The 12,592-nt window shown below is 41.9% G+C and carries 13 protein-coding genes; 2 read left to right on the forward strand and 11 right to left on the reverse strand.

The genetic code is table 11. From position 1 onward, the window contains the following. Nucleotides 1-28 precede the first annotated feature (28 nt). From MKY83_RS11300 to MKY83_RS11340, 9 genes are all read right to left on the reverse strand, one after another. Complete coding sequence (locus MKY83_RS11300; RefSeq protein WP_106067123.1) at nucleotides 29-1,435, reverse strand: glycoside hydrolase family 1 protein; 1,407 nt, start codon at nucleotides 1,433-1,435, stop codon at nucleotides 29-31. Beyond that, nucleotides 1,419-2,765: a PTS cellobiose transporter subunit IIC gene (gene celB / locus MKY83_RS11305; RefSeq protein WP_342487367.1), complete on the reverse strand. Its 1,347-nt coding sequence runs from the start codon at nucleotides 2,763-2,765 to the stop codon at nucleotides 1,419-1,421. The genes MKY83_RS11300 and celB overlap by 17 nt, the downstream gene beginning before the upstream one ends. Before the next feature lie 25 nt (nucleotides 2,766-2,790). After that, on the reverse strand, nucleotides 2,791-3,123 hold the full coding sequence (locus tag MKY83_RS11310) for a PTS lactose/cellobiose transporter subunit IIA (protein WP_003216020.1): 333 nt from the start codon (nucleotides 3,121-3,123) through the stop codon (nucleotides 2,791-2,793). 3 nt (nucleotides 3,124-3,126) lie between these two features. Beyond that, the gene (locus MKY83_RS11315) at nucleotides 3,127-3,438 is read right to left on the reverse strand and encodes a PTS sugar transporter subunit IIB (RefSeq protein WP_003215713.1); all 312 of its coding nucleotides are present in this window, start codon (nucleotides 3,436-3,438) and stop codon (nucleotides 3,127-3,129) included. Nucleotides 3,439-3,783: 345 nt separating this feature from the next. Further along, nucleotides 3,784-4,569: an SDR family oxidoreductase gene (locus MKY83_RS11320; protein ID WP_106067124.1), complete on the reverse strand. Its 786-nt coding sequence runs from the start codon at nucleotides 4,567-4,569 to the stop codon at nucleotides 3,784-3,786. A gap of 12 nt (nucleotides 4,570-4,581) precedes the next feature. Beyond that, a complete protein-coding gene (locus MKY83_RS11325) occupies nucleotides 4,582-5,427 on the reverse strand; it encodes a GRP family sugar transporter (protein WP_185108580.1) in 846 nt (281 codons plus the stop codon). A gap of 119 nt (nucleotides 5,428-5,546) precedes the next feature. Beyond that, entirely contained in the window at nucleotides 5,547-6,956 is a 1,410-nt protein-coding gene (gndA, locus tag MKY83_RS11330) for an NADP-dependent phosphogluconate dehydrogenase (protein ID WP_044141026.1), read from the reverse strand. Nucleotides 6,957-7,054: 98 nt separating this feature from the next. Continuing rightward, a complete protein-coding gene (locus MKY83_RS11335; protein WP_065098364.1) occupies nucleotides 7,055-8,299 on the reverse strand; it encodes a DNA polymerase IV in 1,245 nt (414 codons plus the stop codon). Between the two features lie 348 nt (nucleotides 8,300-8,647). Then, nucleotides 8,648-9,640 (reverse strand): carbon-nitrogen hydrolase family protein, encoded by a 993-nt coding sequence (locus MKY83_RS11340; RefSeq protein WP_065098437.1) that lies wholly within the window; start codon nucleotides 9,638-9,640, stop codon nucleotides 8,648-8,650. Nucleotides 9,641-9,820: 180 nt separating this feature from the next. Between MKY83_RS11340 and MKY83_RS11345 the strand changes: the two genes are divergently transcribed. Both MKY83_RS11345 and MKY83_RS11350 read left to right on the forward strand, forming a co-directional pair. Next, nucleotides 9,821-10,102: a hypothetical protein gene (locus tag MKY83_RS11345; RefSeq protein ID WP_003215677.1), complete on the forward strand. Its 282-nt coding sequence runs from the start codon at nucleotides 9,821-9,823 to the stop codon at nucleotides 10,100-10,102. 66 nt (nucleotides 10,103-10,168) lie between these two features. Next, nucleotides 10,169-10,948, forward strand: coding sequence for a membrane protein insertase YidC (locus tag MKY83_RS11350; protein ID WP_044141209.1), 780 nt, complete (start codon nucleotides 10,169-10,171; stop codon nucleotides 10,946-10,948). 36 nt (nucleotides 10,949-10,984) lie between these two features. Here MKY83_RS11350 and MKY83_RS11355 read toward each other — a convergent pair whose 3' ends face one another. Together MKY83_RS11355 and MKY83_RS11360 are read right to left on the reverse strand one after the other, a co-directional pair. Beyond that, a complete protein-coding gene (locus MKY83_RS11355) occupies nucleotides 10,985-11,449 on the reverse strand; it encodes a chemotaxis protein CheW (RefSeq protein WP_217012200.1) in 465 nt (154 codons plus the stop codon). Nucleotides 11,450-11,463: 14 nt separating this feature from the next. Continuing rightward, entirely contained in the window at nucleotides 11,464-12,585 is a 1,122-nt protein-coding gene (locus MKY83_RS11360; protein ID WP_065098365.1) for a M20/M25/M40 family metallo-hydrolase, read from the reverse strand. Between the last annotated feature and the right edge of the window lie 7 nt (nucleotides 12,586-12,592).

Consider the following 12,592-nt stretch of genomic DNA (forward strand, 5'->3'; position numbering starts at 1 on the left):
CTTTTCAAGGAAAGAGCAAGTATTTTGATTAAAAACCGTTATTTTCTGATACCGATTGAAACCAGTATCCGCTTTTCTTAATCGTACGTTTTCCGTCTTCTTGAAGATCAACTGAGACAAATCCATAGCGATTCTTATAGGCATTCGACCATGACCAGTTATCCATAAACGTCCACAGATGATAGCCTTTTACATTACTTCCTTCTTGAATGGCTTGATGCACCCATTTAAGATGCTCAGAAATAAAGTCAATGCGGTAATCGTCATGAATCATTCCTTCTTCATCCTTAAACCGCTCTTCTCCTTCGACACCCATTCCATTTTCAGAAATAAAGCATTCAATATTATCATAGTCTGTTTGGACTTTTTTCAATATATCATAAATGCCTTTTTCATAGATTTCCCAGCCGCGATACACATTCATTTTTCTTCCAGGCATGTCAAACGCATCAAAATAATGATTTGGCATAAATGGTGCATTTGGATGCGGCATATGCTCTTTCGCTTTCACTCTTCTTGGCTGATAATAGTTGATTCCAAGGAGGTCGACGGTATTCTCTTGAATGAGCTCAAGGTCTCCGTCTTGCATACTCGGCATAAAGCCTTCTTTCTTTAACACCTCTACTAGTTTCTCTGGGAAATGTCCCTTCACCGCAGGATCTAGGAAGGAACGGTTAAAGAAAGCATCCGCCATCTCAGCTGCTTCTACATCGCGCGGATTCTGGCTTCTCGGATAAGATGGGGTAAGATTGAGGATGATGCCAATCTTCCCGCCTTGCTTCAACTTTTTATAAGCCGCAATCGCCTTCGCATTTGATAAAAGTTCATGATAACCGACCTGTACAGCCTTTTGGAAATCGACTTCATTTGGATAATGAAAGCTATACATATATCCGCCTTCTACAGGAACGATCGGTTCATTATGGGTAAACCATTTTTTCACCCGATCGCCAAATAATTGAAAGCATAATTCCGCATAGCTCACATAATCATCCACTACCTGTCTGTTGACCCAGCCGCCTTTTTCCTGTAGCGCCATTGGCAGATCGAAATGGTACAGGTTCACAAACGGCTCAATATCATGTGCAATCAGTTCGTTGATCACATCATTGTAAAAAGATACTGCTTCTTCATTGACCGCACCTTTCCCTTCAGGCAAAAGACGTGACCAGGAAATGGATAACCGGAATGAATTGTGCCCAATTTCTTTCATCAGACGAATATCCTCTTTATATTTTCGGTAAAATTGGGATGTCACGTTCGGTCCTACGCCATCAAAAAAACGAGTCGGCTCTTGCTCAAACCAATGATCCCAAATATTCGGTCCTTTTCCATCACCAGGGACGCTGCCTTCTGTTTGCGTGGCAGAGGCAGAAGATCCCCACCAGAAACCTTCTGGAAATGTATATGATTGCTTGTTATTTTCCATCGACATGTATTGAGTCTCCTTCACCTTTGATGTTGGTTGTTTTTGTTTTTTCCGTTGTGGTTATTTTTTCATTTTTCACATTCATACGGTCAATAAATTTCAGGAACGGGAACCAAATGACAAACACGATCATCAGGTTAAACAGCTGAAGCAGGCCGCCCGCCAGTGAATTGGTTGCCATTATTCCGCTAATAAAGATCGGCACCGTCCAGGGAATATTCACGCCAGTCGGCGGTGGTACAATGCCTGATGCCATCGCAAAATAAGAAATACATGTAATAACCATTGGCGCCAAAATCCATGGAATAAGAATAAGCGGGTTCATGACAATCGGTAAACCGAAGATAATCGGTTCATTGACGTTAAATAATCCTGGTCCTAAGCCGAGCTTTGCTACTTGTTTTAATTGCTTACTTTTCAGGAAAATTAAAATCGTAAACACAACAGCCAGCGTCATACCGGTTCCGCCCATACCAACCGTATAAATTTCGATAAACTGCTTGCTGATGATATTCGGAACCTCACCAGTTTTTGTATAGCTCTCTAGGTTTTGAATGGACAACGTATTCCAAATGGGGTCCATGACAGAGTTGATAATAATTTGGCCGTGAAGCCCAAAGAACCAAAGAATTTGTATAAAGAAAACAGCGATCAAGGTCGGAATGATACCGCTTCCAAGTCCGACAAGCGGTGCCTGAATCGCATGATAAATCAAGTCATGCATATTTGTTTTGAAGCCTTGTGTAATGATGATATTGATCAGTAAAAAGGCTGTGAGTGTCAAAGTAGCCGGGATCAGTGCAGCAAAAGACTTAGCAACAGCTGGCGGAACCCCCTGCGGCATATTGATGACAAATTTCTTTTGGACAAAATAACGATAAATTTCAGCAGACAAAAAGCCTGTGATCATTCCAAGGAACATCCCCTTTGCTCCTAAACGATCGACTGGTATTACGCCTGCAATAGATGCACCGCCTTCTTGTTCTAGTAGAAATGGCGTCAGAAGTAAGAAAGACGCTAATGCAATCACGCCGCCAAATACAGCTTCCACATCATAGCTTTTCGATAAATAGTAGCCAATCCCAAATACAACAAACACACTCATAATGCTGATGGTCGCACTTGGCGCGATATTCAGTGCAGACTGGACGCCTTCCAGTGCGGTTTGACTCATGATTTTATCTAAAAATGGCAAATTCATTAGCACAACTATAATGGAACCAAAAATGGTGAGCGGGAACGCAAGCATAAAGGCATCCCGTAATACGCCCAAATAGCGGTTGTTGTTCAGTCTCCCAGCAATTGGAACCAAAATAGCACTTATTTTATCAAACATTGGTTTCCCCCCTTGTTTACACCTTTTATTGTTTAAGCGTTTGGAAAATTGGCAGGAGCTCTCCCACAAGCTCCTTGATCGTAATAGTCGACATTAAGTGGTCTTCGGCGTGCATGAGCAATAAGGAGAAAGGCGTTTTCTCCCCGCCTGCCTCTTGCTGCACGAGTTGAAAATGGATGCCATGTGCATGACGTAAATCTTCTTCTGCTTCTTTCATGAGACCAAATGCCTCATCTTCTTGACCTTCTCGAAATTGTTTAAGAGATTGAAGCAATTTGCTGCGTGCATTACCGCTGTGTAAGATCAATTGAAAACTGACTTGTTCCTCTGTGAGCCCTTCGAGTGTTTTCTTTTCCATTCTTTACGATTCCTCCATCAATGTAACGGCTTGTTCATACGCTTTTTGTCCATCGGCAAGCCCGTACGCCTGCATATCGATGACCTCTACTGCAATCCCGTATTTTGTTGCTTCTTTTTGAAGATCCCCTTTTAAAAAGCTCATTTGCGGTCCAATTAACACAACATCCGCATTCGCCATTTCTTTTCTCGCTTGATCTTGCCCAACTGCCCAAATTTCTGCCTCGTCCCCTATTGAGTCGGCATGAGCCTTCATCTTTGTAACTAGTAAACTCGTAGACATTCCTGAACTGCATGCTAATAAAATACGTTTCATTTCTCTCACCCCATTGTTGTAATAAAAGCGCTTCCATTTAATATTATATATTTTTATTTTTAAATGTCTAGACATTTAATTTTATTTGTCTGTATTTTATATAAAAAAAGAGCGTATGTGTGTGTACGCTCTTTTAGATTGTTGACAAAGGGCTAAAATGATGTTTATTTTAGCACTTTGTCTTCTTTTCAGCGTGATAGAAAACCTTTGAAGTCTAGGAAGGGCGAGCACTGGCGCGGAGCGAATTGAACATTCGTGAGCACCAGCGCGCAGACCTGACAACGAATGCGAGGGTTTGTCTACACGCTGAAAGAGCGTATGTGTGTACGCTCTTTGCCTTTCTTCTTATCCTTTTCCTGCTTGGAAGCCAGGATATTTTGTCATGCCGCCGTCCACATAGAGTGTCAAGCCTGTGACATAGCTTGCCTCTTTTGACGCCAGCCAGACAGCACATGCTGCCACTTCTTCAGGCTTTCCAATATAGCCAATGGGGATCAGTTCAATCACGCCTTTTTTCAATGCGGGATCATCGAACTTTTCCTTATTGATCGGGGTATCGATGGCGCCTGGTGCAATACTGTTTACACGTATTTTTTTAGGGGCATATTCTAGTGCCAGCGTTTCTGTCAGCAGCTTGGCGCCCCCTTTACTTGCTGCATAATGCACGAAATGAGGCCAAGGGATTTGCTGGTGAACCGATGACATATTGATGATCGATCCTTCTATTCCGTGATCTGTCATATACTTCAATGCATCACGGCAGCCTAGAAACATACCTGTTAAATTGGTCGACATGACTTTGTTCCAATTATCCAGCGTCATTTCTGTGGAAGGCACTTCGTTTTCAATGCCTGCGTTATTGATCATGACATCAAGGCTTCCGTACGTATGAACGGCTTTATCAATCATTGCCTGCATATCCTCTTCCTTTGAGACATCTCCCTTGATTTTCACAGCTTGTCCGCCATTTTTTTGAATATCCGCAATGGTGTCATCTGGATTTTCTTGATCTGAGAAATAATTGATCACCACATTGGCTTTTTCTTGTCCAAACCGGCGCGCCATCGCTTGACCTATTCCTGTACCAGCTCCTGTAATCAGGACTGTTTTCCCTTTTAAATCTGGATACATTCGTTTACCCTCCTATTTTGTAAAGCCTAGCAGCACGCCGCCTGCAATGATCATCAAGCAGCCTGCAATGACAAAGCTTGTTCTGGATGCTTTCTCTTTTAATAAGTAAATGCCGCCTAATGTTGAGATGACTATCCCTGTCTGTGACATCGAAAAACTTACGGCAACACCAATAAGCGGAATAGCCAAAAGAAGTCCGAGATTTCCTGTCGACCAAACCAAACCGGCAATGATATTTTTAAACGTATATTTACTAAACGGGTTCTGCTTAAGACTAATCGCCAAGGATGAAAGCAGCATGCCGACCGATTGCGGAACGAGCGCAGACCAGCCATCAATATGAAACCATCTCAAAATGACAACATATCCGACATAACCAACCGTTGAGATGAGCAGAATCATGATCCCTTTTTTGAAATTGCCACCGTTCCCGCCACCATTCTTTTTTTGGCCGAGCGATGTCAGCACAACACCTGCAATAATCAGTAAAATAGCACAAGAACCAATGAGTATGACCGTCATCGTTTGCCATTCTTTGAAGACCATGACGCCAAATAAAGTAGTGCTCACAAGCTGCATGCCCGTTGACAAAGGAACCGCCTTCGAGACTCCGAGAAACGCAACACTTGAAAGCTGATTCATTTGTCCAATGCTCCAAAAGATGCCTGAAATCACAGAAACCGCAAAAATAAGCGGTGTCAGCTCTGGCATTTTGATGAAGAAGGCTGCAATTGAAAATATAAATGCACCAAGCGTAATACCAAGGGTTTGCTGGTAAGCATTCCCGCCAAGTTTGACACTGATGAGAACAATACTTCCCCAAAATATCGCTGGGAGAAGTGCATATAAGATGCCCACTTCGATCCCTACTTTCTTTTCTTTTTTACATAGCATCCCTCTTTTTCGCATTTTTAGCCGAAAAGATGCAAACACAAAAAAACCTTACCAAAGGGTAAGGTTTTTCAGTCATTCTATGTTTATTTCATCCATTCCGTATGGAAGATGCCTTCTTTATCTGTGCGCTCATACGTATGGGCACCGAAATAGTCACGCTGCGCTTGAATTAAGTTCGCTGGCAGGACAGCTGTGCGATAGCTATCAAAGTAAGCAAGTGCACTTGACAATGAAGGAACAGGAACTCCTTGCTCCACTGCAAGCGAAATGACTTTACGAAGAGATGATTGATAGCTTTGAGCAATATCCTTAAAGTAAGGATCAAGCAATAGGTTTTTCAGTTCAGGGTTACGGTCATATGCTTCTTTAATTTGTTGTAAGAAGGCTGCACGAATGATACATCCACCACGGAAGATCATTGCAATTTCACCGTATTTTAAATCCCAGTTATACTCATCAGATGCTGCTTTCATTTGCGCAAAACCTTGTGCATACGAGCAGATTTTACTCATGAATAGGGCTTTTCTAACCGCTTCGATCAGCTCTTGTTTATTCTCTGCTAATTGCGCTGGCTTAGGACCTTCGATTAATTGACTTGCTTCAACACGCTCATCTTTCATTGCTGAAATGTAGCGGGCGAAAACAGACTCAGTAATGATTGGAAGCGGAACACCTAGATCAAGAGAACTTTGGCTCGTCCACTTTCCAGTTCCTTTTTGTCCAGCTTTATCTAAGATGACATCCACAAGCGGCTGGTTTGTTTCTTCATCCACTTTTGTGAAAATATCAGCTGTAATTTCGATTAAATAGCTGTCAAGCTCGCCTTTATTCCATTCTGAGAATACTTCATGAAGCTCCTCTGCTGACAATCCAGCCACATGCTTCAAGATAAAGTATGATTCAGAAATCAACTGCATGTCTCCGTACTCGATGCCGTTATGGACCATTTTGACATAATGTCCTGCTCCATCTGGGCCGATATACGTTGTACATGGCTCGCCATCTACTTTCGCAGAGATCGCTTCTAAAATTGGTTTCACTAGCTCATGCGCTTCTTTTTGACCGCCAGGCATGATCGATGGACCTTTTAGTGCACCTTCTTCACCGCCGGAAACACCTGTACCAATGAAGTGGATACCACTTTCCGCAAGCTCTTGATTACGTCTTTGCGTATCCTTGTAATATGTATTTCCACCATCAATTAAGATGTCACCTTTCTCTAGGTGAGGAAGTAATGATTGAATGGTTGCATCCGTTGCTGCACCAGCTTTTACCATTAAAAGAATTTTACGCGGTGTTTCAAGCGACTGAACAAATTCTTCGATGCTGTATGTGCCTACAACGTTTTTCCCTTTTGATTCTTGAAGAAATTCTTCCGTTTTGCTGCTAGATCTGTTATAAACGGACACGGAGAACCCGCGGCTTTCAATATTAAGGGCAAGGTTTTTCCCCATAACGGCTAGTCCAACCACACCGATTTGTTGTTTTGACATAATTCTGACGTCCCTTCTAACACACTATATTGATTACTGCTGAAATGATGTACCCTTTGAAATTACCACAACACCACCTCTTTTATCAAGTTTTCAGGCTAGTCATTTCCTTTTTCGTCCTGAAAAAAGTCTTTATTAAAACTTGTTCCACTTGTTTTGCTCTCTTTTTCCTTGATGGTCATCCCTCTTTGAACGAGTGATTTTCCATACTTTTCTTTTAGCCCTTCTAAAATGGTTTGAAGAGGCTCTTCTTTTGCATCTTCTGTATAGGAAAATAAATCAAGCTGTTTAACGGCTGCTTTTCGTTCTACAAGGTCTGTCCCCGTCACACCTAAGAGCCTCACAGGCTGGTCATTCCAATGTTTAAGGAATAACTGCCTTGCTGCCTCAAATAAGTCTTCCTTCCGATCCGTCGGATTCGTGAGGGTGACACTTCGCGTGATATTTTTCCAGCTTGCGTACCGAATCATGATGAGCAGCCGATTTGCCATCACTTCTTTTCTCCTTAACCTTGCACTCACAGATTGTGACAGCTTATCAATTAACGCGACAAGTTCATCTGGATCGTCAGAATCATGAGGAAGGGTTGACGAATTACCGACGGATTTAAATTCGTATATCCTTTCTGGGTCCACGATGCCGTCATGTTCACCATTCGCCTTTTGCTTTAATCTCGGTCCATTGATGCCTAGTAATTCCTTTAGTGTATACTCATTTGCTTTCGCTAAATCTTCAATGGTATGAATGCCAATCGTTTTCAATTTATCTGCCGTTTTTTGTCCAACTCCGTGCATGTCACCCGCTGGTAGCGGCCATAGCATTTGGGGTACATCTCGTTTACGCAAAATGGTGATGCCCATTGGTTTTTTCCAATTAGACGCCATTTTCGCTAAAAATTTATTCGGTGCAATGCCAATACTTGAAGGAAGCATGAGCTCCTCTACAAGCCTCGTTTGAATATCATGAGCCGTTTTCACCGCATGCTCGGCATATGGCGTATGCGTTAAATCAATATAGCCCTCGTCAATGGATACAGGCTCGACTAAATCGCTGTATTCTCTTAGTATTGTAAACATCTCTTGTGAGGAGCTTCGGTACCGGTCAAAGTTTGGTGTACGGACAATCAGCCCCGGACAAAGCCGCTTCGCTTCCCATAACGGCATCGGGGGCTTTACACCTAGCGCTCTTGCCTCGTAGCTACACGTCACCACAATCCCTTTACGCTCTTTCGCATTTCCGCTAATGGCTAAAGGTTTCCCTCTCAAAGAAGGATCATACGCCATTTCTACATTCGCATAAAACGCATTCATGTCTATATGAAAAATAATATTTGACATTGGCATAACCCCATTTTCTTAAATCCCTATATTTTGATCAGAAGTTCCGAATCGATCAAATATGATTAATCTCTTTTATGCTCAATTATACATTGATTTATTTCATCTTTCCTCAAAAAAACCTTCTCTAAAAAAGAGAAGGTTTCAGATTGTTGACAAAGGGCTAAAATGATTTTTATTTTAGCCCTTTGTCTTCTTTTCAGCGTGAATTGAAAACCCTTGAAGTCTAGGAAGATTGAGCACTGGAGCGGAGCGAATTCAACATTCGTGAGCACCAGCGCGCAGATCTGACAACGAATACGAGGGTTTGTCTACACGCTAAAACCTTCTCTAAAAAAGAGAAGGTTTCACGAATTACACTTTTTCTTCAAGCATACCATTTTGATATTGAATAGCCTCGTATGTTAACACTTCATTTTTAGTGTCATTCAAATGTTTCACAACCGGAGTAGGCTGCTGATTAAAATTCATACTCAAGCTTTGATTGGAATAGTGGCCAGCTGGATCAATATAATACTTGTAATCAATAACTCTTTCCACATCAATGTCTGCGTAAGCAATTCCCTCTGTTTCAGCTGGAACCATATCACTGATCGGTTCTCCATCTGGACCGTAAATGCACGTATGCCCACTCTTAAATGTTTCAAAGTAATCTCTTTGCTCCTGCGTTAAACAAATCATCTCTTTCATTTCTTCCGTATAGATAGAAGAAGTCATCAGCACAAAAGTTTGTGTCGCGATGGCATAATATCTACTTGAAATTTCATCATCAAAATAACCTGGCCAGGACGCTACATGAACCTGTTCATTTTGAGCATTCATCGCCATCAGATCTAGTGGCACTTGATGCTCCCAGCACATCAATCCGCCAAGGTTGCCAATTTCAGTTTGAAAAACTGGCATCATGCTTCCACTTCCATCTCCCCAAATCAGTCTTTCTGCTACAGAAGCTCTCATTTTCCGATGTTTCCCTATTAAATCCCCATTTGGGTTAAACCAAAGTTGAGCTAAATAGAGAGAGCCGCCATCTTTTTCACTGCATGATATACAAACGTACGTTTCATTCCTTTTTGCTGCCTCGCTTATTTTTTGAATAGCTAAGCTAGGGATTTCGACTGCATTTTTATATAATTCGTGATAGAACTTTCTTGTATATTCTGGATGACCAATAAAAGCAAACCAAGGATAACCAGGTAAAAATGCTTCTGGGAATGCTACAAGTTTTGCACCATTTGAAGCTGCCTCGTCGATCAGTTCACATGATTTCTGAACGGTTGCCTCCAAATTTAAGTAGATAGGTGCTACTTGTACCGCAGCTGCTCGAAACTTCGGGTAAATACTTGTCATATTAAAAACCTCCATTTCTTCTATTCCCCCTCATTATAAGATAGGAATTATGAAGTTTGGATGACAAATACCATTTTATGCAAAATAAGGATTTATACTCGGTAGAGAAAACACGTGATCCTGTTAGACATTTCACAATGTGTATAGTACACTGTGAGTAATGAAATGGATGTGATAATCATGATTATTGATACATTCAATGAAGTCTTTTTCCTTGTTGAATTCTTTACGATTATTCTTCCAGCGCTGACGGCCATCGGTATTGCGTTTTTATTAAAAGACTGCCGTATGAACGAACACCTCGGTGGACATCGTTTGGAAGAGTTGGACGCATCTTTATTGAATCGAACAGACTTTCTGTTTATCATATATGATCGCATTACAACTTGGATTAGTAAAGTCATTCGAATGAAACGATCATCGAACGATGATGAAGACCATTCGCTTCCTCTCTCTAATTAATTTTTTAAAAAATGAGGAGGAAACGAATTGAAACGTTTATTAACGATTTGTACGACTTTATGTTTAATGATGATTGCCTCACCTGCTTTTGCAGCGAGTGGGCAAACGAATGCGAGCTCTGATGGGTTTTTCCATCATTATTTTGTCCAGCCTTTTTCTGAGCTGATCATTTGGCTTGCGAACTTCTTCCATGATGATTATGGTTTATCGATTATGTTCGTGACCTTGATCGTCCGTCTGCTGATTTTCCCTCTTTTTGCGAACCAATTTAAGAAGCAAAGAGTCATGCAGGAGAAAATGGCACTAGTAAAGCCTCAAATTGATGAAATTCAAAGCAAATTGAAGAAAACGAAAGAACCTGAAAAACAAAAAGAACTACAAATGGAAATGATGAAAGTATACAAAGAGAACAATGTGAACCCGCTGGCAATGGGCTGTCTGCCTATGCTGATTCAAATTCCAATTGTTCTTGGCTTTTACTCAGCGATCCGCTCAACACCTGAGATCGCAACACATTCGTTCCTATGGTTTAACTTAGGACAAACCGATCTATTGGTCGCGATCTTTGCAGGCGCTATGTATTTCTTGCAATTTTATGTTACGCAAAGGTTTGCGAAGCAATCAGGCACCCAGACAGAGGCTGCGCTGAAACAAGCCAAAGTGATGGGCATGATTTTCCCAATCATGATGCTGTTTATTTCAATCAATGCACCCGCTGCCCTTCCTTTATACTGGATGACAAGCGGATTATTACTCACAATCCAAACCATTATTTTAAATGTCATGTACCAAAAATCAAAATCAAAAGCTGAGGCAAACGACCAAGCTAGCCCAGCTGCTGAATAAAAATAATCCCCTTATCTGATGATAAGGGGATCTTCTTTATGCCAATTCTTCTTTTAACCGCGCTGGCAATTGATCGAGATCCTCAATTCTCCCAAGGAACTTATTCGGGTCCACTTGTAAAATCATCTTGTTCTCTCTCTCCACAACGCCGAAGAAATATTCAGAGGCTTTCGTGTTCATATGAAATGGCTTGATCTCGCTTAGCTCGATATCGATAATATCTTTTGCACCCGAGACAAGACAGCCTACCATTTGTCCGTTTAATTCAAATAGCAACACCTTGGACTGTTCGTTCACATCAAGAGGCTTTCCGTGAAGCATCACGCCTGTGTCACTGACAGGAATGACCTCTCCCCTTAAAGACATGAGTCCTTTTATTTCTTTAGGTAGGTTCGATACTTCTTGTAAATAAGGGACCTTCTCAATCGAACGAATATGCTCTACACTAATGCCAAAATCCTCTTGCCCCACTTGGAAAATAATGATCTTTTGCGTGCTCACAGAGTCTCCTGCCTTTACGATGGATTTGTCGTTTCTTCGATAATGGCGAGAACCATTTCAGCTGTTTTGACTAATTCTTCAATCGGCATTTTCTCATTTTTCGTATGAATATCTTCATATCCAACAGCTAAGTTGACAGTTGGGACGCCGTTTCCTGCAATGACGTTTGCATCACTGCCACCACCGCTCGTCTGTAGTTCTGATGGACGGCCAATTTTCGCAGCCGCTTTTTTCGCCACTTCTACGACTTGATCGCCGTGAGAGAATTTGAAGCCTGGATACATGATGTCAATGTGTACATCGGCACTTCCGCCCATTTCTTTAGCGGTTTTTTCAAAGGCTTCTTTCATCTTCGCTACTTGTGCTTCCATTTTTGCAGGTTCTAAAGAGCGTGCTTCAGCAAGGATATCGACTTGATCGCACACAATATTCGTTTGCGTTCCGCCTTCAAAACGACCAATATTCGCCGTTGTTTCTTCATCAATTCGGCCAAGCGGCATACTGGCAATGGCTTTTGATGCAATGGTAATCGCAGACACACCTTTTTCAGGCGCGACACCTGCGTGAGCTGTTTTCCCGTAAATGGTTGCGCGTACTTTTGCCTGTGTTGGCGCAGCTACGATAATGGTTCCGACCTTGCCATCTGAATCAAGGGCATAGCCGTATGAAGCTGTCATCAACTTCGGATCTAACGCTTTTGCTCCGACAAGTCCTGATTCCTCACCTGCTGTGATGACAAATTCAATCGTTCCATGCGGTAAATTCTTCTCTTTCAGCACACGGATTGCTTCAAACATTGCCGCAAGTCCTGTCTTATCGTCAGCACCAAGAATGGTTGTTCCATCTGTTTTCACATAGCCGTCTTCAATGACTGGTTTTACGCCATTGCCCGGAACAACTGTATCCATATGAGACGTGAAATAGATGGTATCAGCCTCTTGATTGCCTTCCAGTGTACAGATAAGGTTGCCTGCACCGTGGCCTGTTTTCGCTTTTGAGTCGTCTTCCACCACTTTTAGTCCAAGCTGTGAGAATTTTTCTTTTAAGACTTCCACAATTTTCTCTTCGTGTTTCGTTTCCGAATCAATCTGAACAAGTTCTAAAAATTCGTCTAGCAAACGTTTTTCATTGATCATGATGATG

Origin of the sequence: Bacillus sp. FSL M8-0266 (assembly GCF_038613425.1) — a bacterium.
In the GTDB taxonomy this organism is placed as follows: domain Bacteria; phylum Bacillota; class Bacilli; order Bacillales; family Bacillaceae; genus Bacillus; species Bacillus pumilus.

Bases quoted from the DNA above. Each gene is read 5' to 3' on its own strand.
- MKY83_RS11320 (WP_106067124.1), bottom strand. From the start codon at position 4,569: ATGTATCCAGATTTAAAAGGGAAAACAGTCCTGATTACAGGAGCTGGT.
- MKY83_RS11300 (WP_106067123.1), bottom strand. From the start codon at position 1,435: ATGTCGATGGAAAATAACAAGCAATCATATACATTTCCAGAAGGTTTC.
- MKY83_RS11360 (WP_065098365.1), bottom strand. From the start codon at position 12,585: ATGATCAATGAAAAACGTTTGCTAGACGAATTTTTAGAACTTGTTCAG.
- MKY83_RS11345 (WP_003215677.1), top strand. From the start codon at position 9,821: ATGATTATTGATACATTCAATGAAGTCTTTTTCCTTGTTGAATTCTTT.
- MKY83_RS11350 (WP_044141209.1), top strand. From the start codon at position 10,169: ATGATGATTGCCTCACCTGCTTTTGCAGCGAGTGGGCAAACGAATGCG.
- MKY83_RS11310 (WP_003216020.1), bottom strand. From the start codon at position 3,123: ATGGAAAAGAAAACACTCGAAGGGCTCACAGAGGAACAAGTCAGTTTT.
- MKY83_RS11315 (WP_003215713.1), bottom strand. From the start codon at position 3,438: ATGAAACGTATTTTATTAGCATGCAGTTCAGGAATGTCTACGAGTTTA.
- gndA (WP_044141026.1), bottom strand. From the start codon at position 6,956: ATGTCAAAACAACAAATCGGTGTGGTTGGACTAGCCGTTATGGGGAAA.
- celB (WP_342487367.1), bottom strand. From the start codon at position 2,765: ATGTTTGATAAAATAAGTGCTATTTTGGTTCCAATTGCTGGGAGACTG.
- MKY83_RS11340 (WP_065098437.1), bottom strand. From the start codon at position 9,640: ATGACAAGTATTTACCCGAAGTTTCGAGCAGCTGCGGTACAAGTAGCA.
- MKY83_RS11335 (WP_065098364.1), bottom strand. From the start codon at position 8,299: ATGCCAATGTCAAATATTATTTTTCATATAGACATGAATGCGTTTTAT.